The following is a 15,378-nucleotide window of genomic DNA, read 5'->3' as shown; positions in this document are numbered from 1 at the left end:
CGATGTTCAGCCGGTGCGGGGTCGTGTACGCTCTTTTCGTCGGCTCCTGTGCGCTCATCGGGTGCGGCCCCTCGGCCCCGGTCGAATCCGGGCCGAAGGGCGTGTACGAGCAAAACTGCGCGAAGTGCCACGCACAGGCCGGGGAGCCGGGCGGGCCGCCCTCGATCGGCGCGTCGAAGGGGCCGAAGCTCTCGAAGATCGGCGCGGAACCCAACCGCTCGGCCGACTGGCTCGCCGACTACATCCGCGACCCGAAGAGCAAGAAAGCCGATTCGCGAATGCCCGCGTTCGGGGGCACGCTGACGGAGGAACAGATCCGCTCTCTGGCCGAGTACCTCGCGGCCAAGAAGTGAGCGGCGGCAGCACCTCCCGCTCGCGGTGTGAGACACGGGCCGGAAAGCGAAGCTGGTGCGCGAAGAGTAATGTAATCGGCGATCTGACCATCCCGAGCGGGTCCGAAACGGGTCCGCGGACCACGCGCGCTGCGGCCCGTTTCCGTATGCTGTCTCCTTGCTCTGGAGACACGCAATGTCACGCAAACCGTCAGTTCTCATCACCGGGGCGTCGGGCGAGATCGGGCACGCGCTCATCTCGCGGCTGTCGCACGGCGACCCCGACCGGCCCATTGTTACGCTCGACCTGAACCCGCTACCGCCCGAGTCGGCCAAGCTCGTCCGGCAGGCCGTGAACGGGTCCATCCTCGACCCGGCGCTACTCGATGGTATCCTCGCGCAGTACGAAGTGGACCACGTGTACCACCTCGCCGCACTGCTCTCCACGCGGAGCGAGTTCAGCCCGGCGCTCGCCCACAAGGTGAACGTGGAGGGCACGCTCAACCTCCTGGAGTTCGCGCAAAAGCAGGGCGAGAGCCACGGGCGCCCGGTCGCGTTCTTCTACCCGTCGAGCATCGCCGCGTTCGGGCTCCCCAGTCTCGAAATCAAAGCGCAGGCGAACAAGGTCAAAGAAGACGACTACAACGTGCCGACGACGATGTACGGCGCCAACAAGCTGTACTGCGAGCACCTCGGGCGCTATTATTCGCGCCACTACAAGCAACTCGCCGCCGAAACCATAAGTGGCAAAGTGGACTTCCGGTGCATCCGGTTCCCGGGCCTGATCTCGGCCGAGACGGTACCGAGCGGCGGGACGAGCGACTACGCCCCCGAGATGATCCACGCCGCGGCCGAAGGGAAACCGTATGCGTGCTTCGTCCGGCCCGACACGCGCATCCCGTTCATGGCGATGCCCGACGCGGTCGATGCGATCTTCCGCCTGATGGACGCGCCGCGGGCGCGGCTCTCGCGGACCGTGTACAACATCGGCGCGTTCGCGCCGAGTGCCGCCGAGATCGAAGCCGTGGTCCACGCGGCGTTCCCGAAGGCCGCCATGAGCACGCACGTGGACGAGAAGCGACAGGGCATCGTGGACTCGTGGCCCGCGGACGTGGACGACTCCGCCGCGCGCCGCGATTGGTGCCACGGCCCCAAATACGGGTTCGCCTCCGCGTTCGGCGAGTACCTGATCCCGAGCATCAAGAAGCGGTACGCCGGGACGTGATCTTGAATGCCCGGTGATCGGGCTCGGTTGATTACCTTCTGTGGCCGACTACCACGAGGTCGGCCACAGAAGGCAATCAACCGCACGAGCGCGGCTCATTTCCCCAGGTGCAGCAGTAGTTCCCGCTGCCGGAGCGCCTGCAGTCGGCGCAGCCCGCCGCACAGGTCGAGGTACTCGGCGAAGTCTTGCACGCCGAAGATGTGATCTTCGAGGAACTGCGCGAACGCGGCCGGGTCTTTCTCCACTTCCATCCACAACTTGAGATGGTCCTCGTCCGAGAAGTATTCGCCCGGCATGTTCCCCGGGTAACTGCCGAACGGCACTTCGCACACCGCGTCCACACACAGGAAGGGGATCTGCGTGCGGTGCGGGTTCAGGCGCATCTCGTCGTGCGGGACCAGTCGCTCGCACGTAATGATGACGCGCTTGGACGCCCGCGCGAGGTCGATGTCGGCGACGGAAGTACCTGTAAATCGGCAGTTGCCGTAGCGATCGGCCTCATGGACGTGGATCGCTGCGACATCGGGGTAGAGCGCGGGAATGGCAGCGAGTTTTTCGCCGGTGAACGGGCACGTGATGACCTTCGCCGGGCAGTTCGCGAGCGTGTCGGTGCCGAGTAGGGATCGCGCCGGGACGAACGGAACGCCCATCGCCGCGGCCGAGTAACGCAGCGCGAGCGTGTAGTTCGACCACTCCGCGACCTGCACCGTGCCCGACTCCATCACGCGCCGGGCGTGCGGCGACAGCCCGCGCGCTTCCAGTCCGACGACGTAAGCCGCGTCCACGCGCGCGAGCGTCTGCCCGCGCCCGGTGAGGTTCCCGGCGCACAGGATCTGGAAGTCGTGTGTCGCGGTGTGACCGGAGAAACCGAGGTGCTGTTTCCGCTGGCGCAGAACCTCGTGGCACACGGCCGCGGGGATGCGGTTGGTGCCGAACCCGCCCGTAGCGAGATAGTCGCCGTCGCGCACGAACCGCACAACGGCGTCCGAAACCGTCATGACCTTATCGACCAGGCCGCGCGGTTTGGCCGCGAACACGGCGCGGGCGTCGTCGGACGCGGGCGAGGTAAAGAGAGGGGCTGTCATGAGAGTAAGGGATGGGGAATGGGGAGTAAGGAGACTGAAACCGTTATAGGCTTTTTCTCCCGGCTCCCCACGCTCCGTTCCCCACTCACTTACTGCCGTATTCCTTCACCAACTTGCGGAACCGCGGATCTTTGCGAATGGAATCGAGGTCGTGGTCCTCGAGCATGAACTCGAAGTCGCGGTAGCCGAGTTCGACGGCCTGGCGGAGCGCGGTCAGGGCCTTGTCGCGCTGCTTGAGGAGCGCGTACCGGCACGCGAGGTTGTAGTGCGCGGTCGGGTCGTGCGGCCGGACCGTGACGAGCTGTCGATCAACGGCGAGCCCGTCCTGCATCCGACCCTTCATGGTCAGGTTGCACGCCTGCGCGCGGAGCGCGTCGGCGAAGTCGGGTATGGTGGTTAGTATTTTCCCGAAGAACTCGAGTTCAAAATCGAGTTGCGTTCGCTCGGCCAGGAGGCCGAGGATCGAACCGGGTGGGAACGAATTGGCTGCGGACGGACTCGGGCGCTTGGGGTGCGGCATGAACGTCCCCCGGCGAAGGTGTGCAGTGGCGAGAGGACGACCACCGCACTTACCGAATTATACCCCGCTTCCCAGAGCGTGCAAACGCAGAGTCCACCATGTGTCCGGTTCGCGGTCGGGTTGTAACGGCACTTCACTCGGCCTTCACGACGAGGCGATAACCAAAGTTAGCGCCCCCGAGGTCGTGCGCGTCGATGAGCGCGACAAAGTACGTACCGTCCTTCGGAAGCGTGACAGTCAAAATTGGGTCGGCAGAACCGTTCACATCATCGGCGGAATCGACGACCTTGCGGTCGGCATCGTAGAGCGTGAGGAACCCATCGACCGGCGAACCGGAGCGCGCGGCCTGAACCTCAATACGCACTTTCGTTCCCTTCTTCCCTTCAAACTTGAACGTATCAACGTCCCGCTCGCTCTTGATCGTCCCCTCCACCGCACACGGGAGCACGACCGCCTGCGCGGTGTCGAACCCGCCGTTCTCTTCCTTTTCCGCAATCGCAGGGAGTTCGTCGCGAACGAGGAGCGTGTAAGCGTTCGAGTCACCTCCGCCATTCACCGCGGTGAGCTTCACCGCGCCGGGCTTCGCGTCCTTCGGCAATTCGAGTTCGAGTTCGACTTCCGAATCACCGACACGCTCGCCCGGGTAGTTGTTCGGCACGCCGACCGCCTTCGCGCCGAGCACCTTCAGCTTCGCGCCGTCCGCACCGGTCACCTTCACCTCTTTCACGGTGGCGAGGTTCTTCCCGCGGATCACGAGTTTCTGCTTCTCGCCCGGCTTCGCGACGAGCGGGATCGCGTAAAGCACCTTCGGCGCCGGCTCTTTTTTGGGGTCGGCGGGCTTCTTCTCTTGCGACGAGGTGGTCGAGGCGAGCCCGAGCGAAATGATGGCGAGACAGAAGAATCGCATGGTGAACCCCGCCCGCAAGGGCGGCGGGTGAATAAATGTGGCCCCATCTGTAAGGGCGATGGGTGTGGCCCCGCCCGCAAGGGCGGCGGGTAAATGTAATGGTGCTCGCTCGCCCGCAACGGCAGTGGGTGAACATGGTGCAGCGCACCCGCCGCCCTTGCGGGCGGGGTTCGCCCAGTATCACTCGAACAGTTCTTTCACGGTTTCACCCTGGTCGAGAATCTCGATGGGGCGCCCGTCCGGGGTGACCAGTTGCTTACGCGGATCGATCCCGAGCGAATCGAGGACGGTGTACGCGACGTCCGCGGGCGACACCGGGCGCTGCGTCGTGTACGCGCCGTGCTTGTCGGTCTTGCCCAGCACGAGACCCGGCTTCACCCCGGCGCCCGCGAACAGGAGTGATGCGGCCTGCCCCCAGTGGTCGCGACCCCCGTCCTTGTTCAGCTTCGGCGTCCGCCCGAACTCGCCCATCACGACGAGTAACGTGTTCTCGAACGTACCGCGTGCGTGCATGTCTTCCACGAGCGCCGAGACCGCGCGGTCGAACTCCGGCAGTTTCTTGTCCAAACCCTCGAAGATTTTGCCGTGGTGGTCCCACCCGCCGTAGTTGACCGTAACGAAGCGCACGCCGCTCTCAACCAACCGCCGCGCGAGCAGCATCGATTGACCGGCCGTGTTGCGGCCGTAGCGGTCGCGCACGCGATCGGATTCGCGGTCGATGGCGAACGCAGTCCGGGCCTCGCTCGAAAGCACCATCGCCCGGGCACGGGCGTGGAACTCGTCATAAGTCGCGATCTGATCGTTCCCCTCGACGCGCTTCGCGAGTCCGTCCACGGCTTGTAAGAGGGTGTCGCGGCGCGCGGCCTTCTTCGCGTCCACGTCGGCGGCCGTCAGGTCTTGCACCTTGTAATTCACCCGGCTCGGGTCGCCGGCCTTGAACGACTCGTACCGCCCGCCGAGGAACGCGCTCTTCCCCAACTCCCAGGTGAACGACGGGTTCTGCGGGACCGCGACGTAGGGCGGCAGCGTGCCGGTGAAGCCGGTTTCGTGAGCGACCACCGCGCCGACCGCGGGGTAATCGCCGAACGGCGTGCCGAACCGCCCGGACAGTACCCAGTTGGTGGCGGTCTCGTGGTGGTCGTTGTTGTGCGCCCCGGACCGGACGAGGGCGATCTTGTTCATCACCTGCGCCATCAGCGGCAGGCGATCGCTGACGCGCAGGCCCGGTACCACAGTTCCCATCGTGGCGTACTTACCGCGGATGTCGTCGGGCGCTTCGGGCTTCGGGTCGAAGCTGTCGTGGTGCGACAGCCCGCCGCCGAGGTAGACGAGCACGACCGACTTGGCCCGCGCCCCCTTGGACAGCGACCCGTCCTTCTTCGCCACAGCGCCGGCTTCGGCCCGGAGCAGCGCCGGGAGCGACAGACCCGCGAGCGCCCCGACCCGGAGGAAGTCGCGCCGATTGGCAGAAGCGGTCGCGTGCGTTGAGGCATTAGTACATACGGTGTGCGGCTGGCTGTTCAGCACAACGTCGAGCATCGGAGCGGCTCCTGGCGGTGGATCTTTGGGCGAAGCGAGGGGGCGGACACCACTTAGCTTCGGCGGGGGCGGGGGCTGAAATCGCGCGGCGGGACAAACTTCTGCACTCCCGCAGTTTACCCCGACATCGCGTTCGGGGGAACAGGCATCTTCGACACAGGCGGAGAAATGCCGCGTATTGTGTTTTTTGGGATTTGCCTCGTAGGGTGGGTCCAGGCTTTGCGCAGGCCCACCATCTTCCGGGGTAACGTGAGCGCAAACATAATCGGCGCACCCGAACCCATCGGGGAGCCGAAGACCCAATGGTGGGCCTGCGCAAAGCCTGGACCCACCCTACAAAATGCGGTTTAAATCACGCTGATTTGTCCGCGGCGGCGCCACGTTCGACACCGGACGGGCCGAGGTACTCGAACACCGACCCTTAATCGACGGGCACGTGGTTCCCATTCCGCCAATTACCACGTCGGGCCGACGGGTTCCGCGGTGCCTTCCTGGTATTGGTCGGAGCCGAACCCGAGGAGCGGGTAGAAGATGAACCCGAGAAGTGCGAGCCCGAGGCCGAACGCCTCGCTCTTGCCGAACCGGCGCGCGACCTCCACGTTCACGAGGATGGCCGCAATGATCTGCACAACGGGGATGAGAACGAGAATGTACCAGAGGAGGCTGAGGCGCGCGACGCCCACCACCAGCACGTAGATGTTGTAGAACGGGACGAGGGCCGCCCACCAGGGGCGCCCGGCCTTCGGGAACACCCGAAGCCAACCGAGCACCACCCCCGGAACGGTGACGGCCCCCCACACCACCAAGTACCACAGCAAGTCGTCCACGCGGACACGTCCTCAAAGCCGGTGGGCGATCACCCGTTACCAGTTATCGTCTTCGTCCACGTCGTCACGGGAACGCCTCTTCTTGCCGCTCGCGTACTGCGCCGAACCGAACCCGAGGATCGGGTAGAAAATAAACCCGAGCAGGGTCAGGCCGATGCCGAACAAGGCGTCCTTTCCGAATTTCTTCGCCACCTCAATATTGACAACAAACAGCGCGATGAGCGCCAGCGGTCCACAGACGACAAACCCAATAACCAAAAGGATGAACCAAAGGATCTCTTTCTTAGCGACTTCAACCGTTAAAATGTACAGGTTGTAGAACGGTACGATCGCAGCCCAACCCGGCTGCCCCGCCTTCTCGAACACTTTCCACATTCCGACGATCGAAATGATGGCGAGGGCGAAGACGATTACCAAATAAATCATGAGGCCGGCAAGAATGCCGGCACCAGCGGCGTCGTTGTTTTGCTGGGCAAACAGGCTGCCGAGCCCGTTTGCGTTGAGAATGTTCACGCGCGAGTCCCCGTGGGTTGAACCGGTGAAGTAAACGGTTTTTGAGGCTATGGGAGGAGATACTAGCGGCGGGGTGCGGCGCTCGCAATGGTTGAAGAACGAAATTGCAATCTCTCTCAAATTCCTCGCCGTCAGGGTCGGCATCAGTTGCGCACGAGCTTTGTCGCCAGCTCCGCCACGGCCCGGGTGAACTGGTGGTCCGGGAACTTGAGCGAGAAGATGCCGGTGCTGCCGAGCCGGAGCATGTCTTCCGAGAGCAACAGGACCGCGCCGATTTCCGCCGCGAACGACCGCTCCACGTCCTTTCGGAGCGCGGCCTGGTCCATGCTCGCCAGCACCTTGTTCACCGCGAGCAGCAGGTTCGGCACGCCGAGCTTCCGCGCGACCTCGATCGTGATCGCGGTGCCGAGGTAGTCCTGCCGGTCGGGGCGGAGGAGGAGCACCAAGCAGTCGGAAATCGCAATGGAGAGCAGCGTCTCCTCGTTCATCCCCGGGTGCGTGTCGATGAAGAGGAAGTCGAGGTCCAGCGCTTCGAGGAGCTGGTCGAACCCCGCGTTCAGCTTCTCGACGTCGTAGCCCTCTTTCAGCACGCGGGCGATGTCCGCCGACTTCATGCTGGCCGGAACGAGGTACAGGTGCCCGCCGGCCCGGGTGACCTCGGGCGGCGAGACGTGGTACGCGGCGTCCTGGATCGCGCACTGGTCGTAGAGGTAGTCGTTGACCGCGCGGGTGATCTGCTTGTCGTCCAGGTTGAACAGCACGTGGATACCGGGCGACTGGATGTCCGTGTCTACCACACCGACCCGCTTCCCGGTGAGGGCGACGGCGGTCGCGAGGTTCGCGGTCAGGTTCGATTTACCCGTTCCGCCGCGGTACGAATGAATGGACACGATCTGTCGCATGGGGAACCCGGACTCCGGCACGTTTGAGTGTGGTCCGCTCGCTCCGCGAGCGGTCGGTTTTACTGCCCCTGGTCAAAAACTGACCCCACCGGCGCGGCCCGGAACCGCTCGCTCCGCGAGCGGACCACACGGCGAGCCCTACGCCTTCGGTTTCTTCGGCAGCAACATCGTTTCGGTCATCGGGTTGGGCGCGTGCCGCCGGGCGCGGGCCTCGTCCGCGTACCTGCGGGCCTTCTCGAAGGCATCCGACGTCGTGACCCGCGCGACCTCGTGAACCACCTCGCGGTGATCGATTTCCACCTTCGTCATCTGCTGCATGTCGCTCTGCAACTGCTTCATGCGGGCTTGCACTTCGCGGGCCATGCGGTCGAACACGCGGGCCAGCGTGCCGAGCGCGTCGTCGCGGCCCGCGACCGGCGCCAGCAACTCCGAGTTGAACTGCCCCTGCTCCACGAGTTCCGCGGCGCGCGTGAGCGTGGTCACCGCACGCAGGTACGCCAGTTCTTGATCGCGCAGTCGGCGCTTGTCCAGGCACGCATTAATGCGCGCGTGCAACATGACCGGGTCGTAGGGCTTCTGCAGGTAATCTTCGGCCCCCATCTCGATGCACCGGACGACGCCGGCCATCTCATCGAGGGCCGAGATCATGATGACCGGCAGTGCGGCCAGTTCCGGGTCGGCCTTGAGTTCGCGCAGAACCTCGTACCCGTCCACTTCGGGCATCATGATGTCGCACAGCACGAGGTCGAACGTGTGCTTGTGGACCGCGTCGAGCGCTTCCCGGCCGTTCGCGGCTTCGGTGGTCGCGTACCCGTGCTTGTTCAAGCGCCGGCACAGCATCACGCGGTTCGCGTCATTGTCCTCGACCACCAAAATGTGCTTCGGTCGGACCTCGCAGATCTCCTTTTCGTCGTCTTTCACCCGCTTGGAAACGGGATACTTCCCGGTCGGGAGCGGGGCGACTCCGGCCGGCTTCGGGCTAAATATGAGCGTTTCCGCCGGCGACGTATCGGGCGGGAGGGCGCGTATCGCTCGCAGCGCGGGCACTTCGCCCGAGCCCGAAGCCAGCTCGCGCGCCCGGGCCGCGGCTTCGGCCGCCGCTCGGGTGGCTCCGTCTTGTGCCTTCGCGAGCCACTCTTCGATCTTGCGGAACAGCCCGTCCCAGTTGACCGGCTTCGTCTCAAAGTCCTGGCACCCGGCGGCGAACGCGCGCTCTTTCGCGTCGGAGGTCGCGTGCGCGGACAGCACAATGATCGGGATCGCGGCGGTGACCGGGTCCGTTTTGAGGCGCTTCGTCACCTCCCAGCCGTCGACGTCGGGCAGACCGAGGTCCATCAGCACCAGGTCCGGCGCCTCGTTCCCGGTGAGCGCAATTGCGCTCGCCCCGTCCTCCGCGGTGAGAACGGTGTACCCCTTCCGTTCCAGGCGCCGCCGAAACAGTTCGCGGTTCACCTGTTCGTCTTCAACTAGCAGGAGGCGCGGCATATCGTTGTGGCACTTCGGGGCCTGTGTTCGCCCGGGAGGGTAAAGACCGGCCGCGCCGGGGCACGTTCGGTCAGGTGTTCAACACGCAGCAGACCCGGAACCCGGTGGCCGAATCGCGCTGGTGGGGGGCGAGGGCGTTCCGGTACGCGGCCCGGCACGCGGTGGCGTGGTTGCGCCAGCTCCCCCCGCGGAGCACCCGGAACCGGCCCTCGGGCGGCCCCGGCGGGTCGCGGAGGGGTAAGGTGGCATAGTACGCCTCGCCGTACCAGTCGGCGCACCATTCCCACACGTTCCCGTGGGCGTCGTGCAGCCCCCACGCGGTCGCCGGGTAACGGGTGACCGGGGTCGTGCGCCCGAGGCCCGTGCCCGGTTCGCCCTCTCCATAAGGATACACCGTGTCGAAGTTCCCGTGTGGCGCGGCGAAGGTGTCCCCGAACGCGAACGGGGCCGCGGTGCCCGAGCGGGCGGCAAACTCCCACTCCGCTTCCGTCGGCAAACGGTAGCCCCGCCCCGCGGCCTGCTCCTCGGGCCGCGCGTTCAACCGCGCGCAGAACGCCACGGCGTCGGCCCACGAAACCGATTCGACCGGGTGATCCGGCCCGCCCCCCTCGGCCGCGGTGAACCGTGACGGGTTCTGGCCGGTCACCGCGCGGTACACGGCCTGTGTAACGGGGTGGACGCCGAGGTAGAACGAGTTCCCGATCACCACCTCGTGAACCGGCCCCTCGTTCGTGCGGTGCCCGACTTCGCTCGGCGGCGAACCCATGAAAAATTTGCCGGCCGGGATCAGTACAAACGCCATACCAACGGAATTGGTGAGCGCTTTGCGCGCGGAACTGGCGGGCGCGGCGCCGAGCACGTCGTCGAGCACGCGACTGAGGTCGGCGCGGCGCGGAACCCGTCGGGTGACTTCACGTTTTTCTTCAGCCGGTTCCGACATGCCCGCTCCAACAGTGGTGGTACACCGGCACCACCGCACCGGTTCGCACAGTTTACCCGATCCGCACAGAAACTCTACGCCCGCGCCCCAAGCGTCCTTTCGCCGAAGGGCGAGATCGGTCGAGAAAGAACGAGCCGCCCGCGAGCGTATCGTGATCGGGTCGCGGTGCCGTTAGAACCGTTACGAACATTCGACTCTGCTCGGGCTTCTTTATGAGCACGCCAACACCCGCACCGCCGTGGCGCGGGTCGTCTGCCCCCGCACTCACCCCGTCCGGCCCGGCCTGGCGGGCGCCGACCGCTCGTATCCCGTACCGCCCGCGCTGGCGGAAGCTCGCGCTCGTTGCGGGTCTGGGGTTGCTCGCGCTCGCGGTGGTGACGTGGGTGGTGTTCTGGATTCGCCCGCCGGCCCCGGCGCGCCTCGTCGTTCTCTCGGCCAACTACGATCGCACACTCGCCGCGCCACCCAACCCCTACGGCAAGGCGGACGCGCGGGAACTCGCGGCCCTCGCGCGGCCGGGGAGTTGGTTCGGAACGCGCGCGCGGTTCGCGGGCGGGTCCGCGACGTCACTCACCCGGGCCGGCCTCCCGGACCTGTCCGCGGTAAAAGAAAAGTGCGTCGTGGTGTTTATCACCGCTCACGGCGGGCGCGACCGCGACGGCCCATTTCTCTTCCCCGAAGACGCGACCAGTGAACCGGGCGAGCGCGTGCGGTTCAAAACGCTCCTCGAACAACTCGCGCGGCTCCCCGCCGACAAGCAGAAGATGCTCGTCATCGACGCGGCGCGCGAGCCCGCGTTCACCGATCTGGGGCTGGTTCACAACGATTTCGCGGGCGGCGTCGCGGAACTGGACGCCGACATCGCGGCGATCCCGAACCTCGCGGTGTGGCTTAGTAGCGGACTCGACGAGCGCTCGTGGGCCTCACCCGAGTGGGGAACGTCCTCCTTCTCGCACTTCGCCATGAACGGGCTGAACGGCGGGGCCGATGCCGACGGCAACAAGCGCGTGACCGCGGGCGAGCTGGTCGCGTTCGTCACGTCTCGCGTTTCGGACTGGGCACGCGACCACCGCGGCGCCCGCCAGATCCCGGTGCTGCTGCCGAAAGCCGAAGGCGAGCAGCGCGTGCGCGACATGCACCTCGTTTCGGTGGACGGCCCACCCGCGCCCCTTTCCGCGCCGGAACCGTTCGAGCCGCCGCCCGAACTGGAACAGCAGTGGCAGGAGTACCGTGCGCTCGCGCAGGCGACTCCGCCGCCCACCGCGTACTCGCCACACTTGTGGCGCCAGTACGAAGCCTGGGTGCTCCGGTACGAACAGCACGTTCTCGCGGGCGACACCGAAGGCGCAGCAAGCGCGAGAGAGAACGCTGCTGAGCTGCGCCGGAAGATCGAATCTGCGCGCACGCTCGATATTTCGCCACAAACGCTCGCGATCCAGTCCGCAGTGGGCGGGCAGCGGTGGAAGCCCTGGACGCCCGAAGTGCAGAAACTATTCCTCACGGGGATCGGGCGCGTTGCGGGGAAGCAACCCGCCGACCGCGCGAAAGAATGGGCGGCCGTGCGCGACGAGGCCGGCGACATCGAAGCGAACCGGTTGCTCTGGTGCCGGGCACTCGTGGAGTGGACCGCTGAAGAACCGCTCCCGCGCCTCCCCGTCGCGCGCGACCTCGTGCCGCTCGTGAGTGACGGGCTCGCCATTCGGCCCGCTGAGTTGAATTTTCTCTCAGGGCTCGCACGACACCTCCCGGCTGCATCAAAAGCCGAAGTGATCGGCCAGCTACTAAAGAGCGTGCTTCACCAGCGCTTGAAGGCCGAAGAAGCTGCAGCGATGCTCACCTCCGATCGCAACGAAAAACAGTCTATTTATCCCTACGCGGAGTTCTTCTACCCGTGGATCGCCCCTCAACTCGCGCGAGTTGATGCGAAGCGACGCGAAGCCGAAGATCTGTGTTTCGCGACCGACGAAGCGAGCTGGAAACGCGCCTCCAATTCGGCGAATGAGGATTACTCGTTCGACTCACTGACGGGTTGGGGAAGCGGCCCGCGTGACGCACTCGTGGCGTGGCACTGCGGCGCGCACCTCGCCGTGGCCGAAGCCGAGTGGGTCGCCCGCTGGTCAACGGATTCTGTCGGGAGTCGGTTCGCCGCCCAGCGCGCCGTGTGGGAGCAGCTCCACGTAACAGCAAACCTGCCCACACAACCAATCGGTCACGCGCGGAATGCCCTGGAAGGGGTTATCAAGGCGGGTCGGGAACTGACAGACGCGCGAGCCCCCGGTCGGATTCATCTCGCGATCGAAACTGATGCACTGCTGAAAACGAAACCGGAGTTTGATGCCAATTCGACCCCGCGTGCGGACGCCGTGAAGTGGTGGAACACGGCCGAAGCGGTACTCACGGCTCCTCCCCTTCTGGGTGCCAACCCGAGCAACCGCGTTGCCCTGGCACGCGAATTCCGGCGCGTGTCGCGGCAGTTGCTCATTACGGGCGAAACCCGGCCCGAGGCGCTCCCCGAAATTCCCGCTGCCAAAGCGCGAGAGACCGCGTTCGAGACCGCCAACCGCCGCGGGCAACTGTTGCTCGAACGGTTCGGCGGCGCGAACCTGATCTGCACGCTGTGCGAAGTTCGACCGGGCGAGGACTACCACGCCCTACACGAGCGGCTCGTGCGGTTCGCGTTCCAGGCCGACGGACGGCAATCGCTCGCGTTCTTCAACTCGCGCTGTGGTGAACTATTCGACGCCGTGACCGCACGCGCCACGAAGCCCGATGACGTGCTCGCGGCCGACCGGTGGGTTCGCATCGCGCCGGCCCGCGCTGCGGTGCCCGACACGCCCATCGACCGGGTGCGGCGCGAGCGCGTGCGCGGGTACCTCGGGTATCAGGCGGGCCGAACCTTTGCCGATCACTGGTACGGCGAGGGCGACACGCGGTACTATTCGCTCGCCGTCCAGCGCCTCACGGACGATGCCAACGCGATCACGGCGGCATTCGCCCCGACCGACGATCCCTTCAAACAGTACCGCGTGGAAACACCGTTCCCGGTGGCGCCGAAGTTACCCGCTCGCATCGCAATTACGGACGAACCCAACCCGACCGTACACGTGCCATTCGCCCCGCACCCGACCACGGGAATTGATGGCTTTCCCGTCTTTTGGACCGATGCTTCTACACGCACTGCGGTGAGCACCACCCCGGGTGCTACCGCGCTGACACGAAGCCTCACGCGGCCGCCGCGGCCGCAACCACTCACGCCGAAGGCCCAGACCGAAGCACTCCGAGTGACCGGCTTCTTCCGCGGGCGCACGCTGGACGCATCGTGCCCGGTGGACTTCTTCGCGGTACCGGATCGCGCCGCGGTGAGCGCGCCGCTGCCGCAAACGGTGGGGCTCGCGGTGCGCGCGGATACTCGGGCGCTGAAGCGCTACGGCTTCGGTACGGGTGCCGTGGCGATCGTGCTCGACTGCTCCGGCAGCATGGGACGCGACCCGAAAGACCCGACGAGCGTTGCCAACTACCCGACCGCGGTAGAGGCGCTCACAAAGTTGCTCAAAGAGCTTCCGCCCGGCACGACCATCAACGTGTGGACGTTCGGCCAGAAGACGCCCGGCGCGAAGACACCCGAAGACACGATCCGCGAAGTGCTGCCACCGACGGACTTGCCGATCGATTTCGACGCGGTCGTCGAGGACGTGCTGAAACAGGTGCGCGGACTCGAGCCGTGGCACGAATCGCCCATCACGCGCGCTGTTGTTCGCGCGAAGGACCGCATCAAGGACGCGAAGGTGCCGTTCAAGGCGGTCGTGCTGATTTCGGACGCGGTCGATACCCGGGCCGCGACCGATCCCGATTACGGCGAGAAGAAGCGCACGGTGAGCGACGTGCTGCGGGCCGAATTCCCGCCTTCCGAGGTGGCGCTCGGTGTGGCCGCGTTCGCTGTGGACAAAGAGGAGCAACCCGCCCAGGCCGAATTCAAAAGTGCAGAGTCTTTCACACCGGCCGGCAAGTTCGTGAGCGTGAAAGACATCGATGTGTTGATCGCGTGGGTGCGCACGGGGTTGAACCCGCGCGTGCGGTTCGCGCTGCGCGCGGTCGGATCGGACGCACCCGTTACGAGCCTGATGGCGGGAACGAGCGAGCACGACAACTGGCACGCGGGGAAACTCGCGCCCGGTACTTATACGCTCAGCGTGTTCGGCAACACCGAGTTCAGCGACGACATCCAACTGTCACCGGGCGACCGGCTCTTACTCGACCTGACCGAAAATCGCGGCGCACTGAGCACCAAGCGCCACTGGTTCGCGGACACCGTGCCCGCCATCGTGAAGGCCGGCGCCCCGGCCGATTCCTGGCGCCTCGCGCTCCTTCAAAACGGGGCGAAGGCCGGGAAACTGGACCTGTTTACCTCAATCGACGTGAACCCGTTCGTGGAGCATCGCACGTCCGTCGCGCGAATCGGCGACGTGTGGTTCGAGGTCACGCCGTCGGTTCCGAAACCGGAGCCGATCGCAATTCGGTGGCGCGCGGAAAGTGGGTTCCCGGCCCCCGCGTGGTCGCTCCATTCACCCGGCTGGCCGAACTTCCCCGGCACTCAAGCGTTCGCCTCCCCCAAACTCAGTGCGTGGTGGGCGCCGACGCAATTCTCGGCTGCGGGCGAAGTGTTCAAAGCTCCCGATAGTGGCCTCATCGATTTGAGGGGCCGCACGGTTACCGTGAACGGGGCCGCGGTCACACTCGATTCGATCACGATCGAAGAACACGGCGTGGAAGTGGCCCCCGGTGAGCGACAGAAACGGACGTGCCTCGTCGTCCGCCTCACGCACCCGGAAGGTAACCCGATCTTCGCGCGACCGCGCGGCATCACGCCCGCCGGTCGCGAGATCCGACTTTATGAGGGTGCGAACAAGCTGACGTGCCTCTTCTGGTGGCCCGGCCTCACCGAAGCGGATGCGAAAACGAAGGTGACGGGGTTGGAGTTCGTGGTGTTGAATGACGCACTCCGCGCCGCAGAGAAAGACGGCCGGCACCTGACACTGACCGCACCCGCACCAACGGACACCTCGGCGCGCCCGGAACCGCCGACGAAGTGACGCTCCCGAAGGA

At 65.7% G+C, this 15,378-nt stretch carries 12 protein-coding genes; 3 read left to right on the top strand and 9 right to left on the bottom strand.

All coding sequences use genetic code 11. The features are described 5' to 3' along the window. Window positions 1-2: 2 nt before the first annotated feature. Both J8F10_RS28985 and J8F10_RS28980 read left to right on the top strand, forming a co-directional pair. Window positions 3-353: a c-type cytochrome gene (locus J8F10_RS28985; RefSeq protein ID WP_210659917.1), complete on the top strand. Its 351-nt coding sequence runs from the start codon at window positions 3-5 to the stop codon at window positions 351-353. A 175-nt stretch (window positions 354-528) separates the two neighbouring features. Then, on the top strand, window positions 529-1,557 hold the full coding sequence (locus J8F10_RS28980; RefSeq protein WP_210659915.1) for an NAD-dependent epimerase/dehydratase family protein: 1,029 nt from the start codon (window positions 529-531) through the stop codon (window positions 1,555-1,557). A gap of 95 nt (window positions 1,558-1,652) precedes the next feature. Here J8F10_RS28980 and J8F10_RS28975 read toward each other — a convergent pair whose 3' ends face one another. The 9 genes from J8F10_RS28975 to J8F10_RS28935 form a co-directional block, all read right to left on the bottom strand. Next, window positions 1,653-2,642, bottom strand: coding sequence for a CoA transferase subunit A (locus tag J8F10_RS28975; RefSeq protein WP_210659913.1), 990 nt, complete (start codon window positions 2,640-2,642; stop codon window positions 1,653-1,655). Between the two features lie 85 nt (window positions 2,643-2,727). Beyond that, window positions 2,728-3,162 carry a TPR end-of-group domain-containing protein gene (locus tag J8F10_RS28970; protein WP_210659912.1) on the bottom strand — a complete coding sequence of 145 codons (435 nt, stop codon included), beginning with the start codon at window positions 3,160-3,162 and terminating at the stop codon, window positions 2,728-2,730. Between the two features lie 133 nt (window positions 3,163-3,295). Continuing rightward, complete coding sequence (locus tag J8F10_RS28965; RefSeq protein ID WP_210659911.1) at window positions 3,296-4,069, bottom strand: PPC domain-containing protein; 774 nt, start codon at window positions 4,067-4,069, stop codon at window positions 3,296-3,298. 180 nt (window positions 4,070-4,249) lie between these two features. Further along, window positions 4,250-5,608 carry a DUF1501 domain-containing protein gene (locus J8F10_RS28960; RefSeq protein WP_210659910.1) on the bottom strand — a complete coding sequence of 453 codons (1,359 nt, stop codon included), beginning with the start codon at window positions 5,606-5,608 and terminating at the stop codon, window positions 4,250-4,252. 455 nt (window positions 5,609-6,063) lie between these two features. Continuing rightward, window positions 6,064-6,435 (bottom strand): DUF5684 domain-containing protein, encoded by a 372-nt coding sequence (locus tag J8F10_RS28955; protein WP_210659909.1) that lies wholly within the window; start codon window positions 6,433-6,435, stop codon window positions 6,064-6,066. Window positions 6,436-6,471: 36 nt separating this feature from the next. Further along, entirely contained in the window at window positions 6,472-7,092 is a 621-nt protein-coding gene (locus J8F10_RS28950) for a DUF5684 domain-containing protein (protein ID WP_210659908.1), read from the bottom strand. After that, window positions 7,092-7,850 carry a MinD/ParA family ATP-binding protein gene (locus tag J8F10_RS28945; protein ID WP_210659907.1) on the bottom strand — a complete coding sequence of 253 codons (759 nt, stop codon included), beginning with the start codon at window positions 7,848-7,850 and terminating at the stop codon, window positions 7,092-7,094. Before J8F10_RS28945 ends, J8F10_RS28950 begins: the two co-directional genes overlap by 1 nt. Window positions 7,851-7,988: 138 nt before the next feature. Continuing rightward, complete coding sequence (locus J8F10_RS28940; protein WP_210659906.1) at window positions 7,989-9,335, bottom strand: response regulator; 1,347 nt, start codon at window positions 9,333-9,335, stop codon at window positions 7,989-7,991. 70 nt (window positions 9,336-9,405) lie between these two features. Next, entirely contained in the window at window positions 9,406-10,275 is an 870-nt protein-coding gene (locus J8F10_RS28935) for a formylglycine-generating enzyme family protein (RefSeq protein ID WP_210659905.1), read from the bottom strand. 212 nt (window positions 10,276-10,487) lie between these two features. On the opposite strand from J8F10_RS28935, the gene J8F10_RS28930 reads away from it, so the two are divergent. Continuing rightward, entirely contained in the window at window positions 10,488-15,365 is a 4,878-nt protein-coding gene (locus tag J8F10_RS28930; protein WP_210659903.1) for a vWA domain-containing protein, read from the top strand. Window positions 15,366-15,378: the final 13 nt, after the last annotated feature.

Origin of the sequence: Gemmata palustris, from assembly GCF_017939745.1 — a bacterium.
Lineage (GTDB): Bacteria > Planctomycetota > Planctomycetia > Gemmatales > Gemmataceae > Gemmata > Gemmata palustris.
Note: the sequence above shows the minus strand (reverse complement) of the source record. Positions and strands in the feature narration are given on the sequence as shown.

Coding starts and splice junctions, on each gene's coding strand:
- J8F10_RS28965 (WP_210659911.1), bottom strand. CDS start 4,069: ATGCGATTCTTCTGTCTCGCCATCATTTCGCTCGGGCTCGCCTCGACC.
- J8F10_RS28930 (WP_210659903.1), top strand. CDS start 10,488: ATGAGCACGCCAACACCCGCACCGCCGTGGCGCGGGTCGTCTGCCCCC.
- J8F10_RS28950 (WP_210659908.1), bottom strand. CDS start 7,092: ATGCCGACCCTGACGGCGAGGAATTTGAGAGAGATTGCAATTTCGTTC.
- J8F10_RS28985 (WP_210659917.1), top strand. CDS start 3: ATGTTCAGCCGGTGCGGGGTCGTGTACGCTCTTTTCGTCGGCTCCTGT.
- J8F10_RS28960 (WP_210659910.1), bottom strand. CDS start 5,608: ATGCTCGACGTTGTGCTGAACAGCCAGCCGCACACCGTATGTACTAAT.
- J8F10_RS28935 (WP_210659905.1), bottom strand. CDS start 10,275: ATGTCGGAACCGGCTGAAGAAAAACGTGAAGTCACCCGACGGGTTCCG.
- J8F10_RS28970 (WP_210659912.1), bottom strand. CDS start 3,162: ATGCCGCACCCCAAGCGCCCGAGTCCGTCCGCAGCCAATTCGTTCCCA.
- J8F10_RS28945 (WP_210659907.1), bottom strand. CDS start 7,850: ATGCGACAGATCGTGTCCATTCATTCGTACCGCGGCGGAACGGGTAAA.
- J8F10_RS28940 (WP_210659906.1), bottom strand. CDS start 9,335: ATGCCGCGCCTCCTGCTAGTTGAAGACGAACAGGTGAACCGCGAACTG.
- J8F10_RS28980 (WP_210659915.1), top strand. CDS start 529: ATGTCACGCAAACCGTCAGTTCTCATCACCGGGGCGTCGGGCGAGATC.
- J8F10_RS28975 (WP_210659913.1), bottom strand. CDS start 2,642: ATGACAGCCCCTCTCTTTACCTCGCCCGCGTCCGACGACGCCCGCGCC.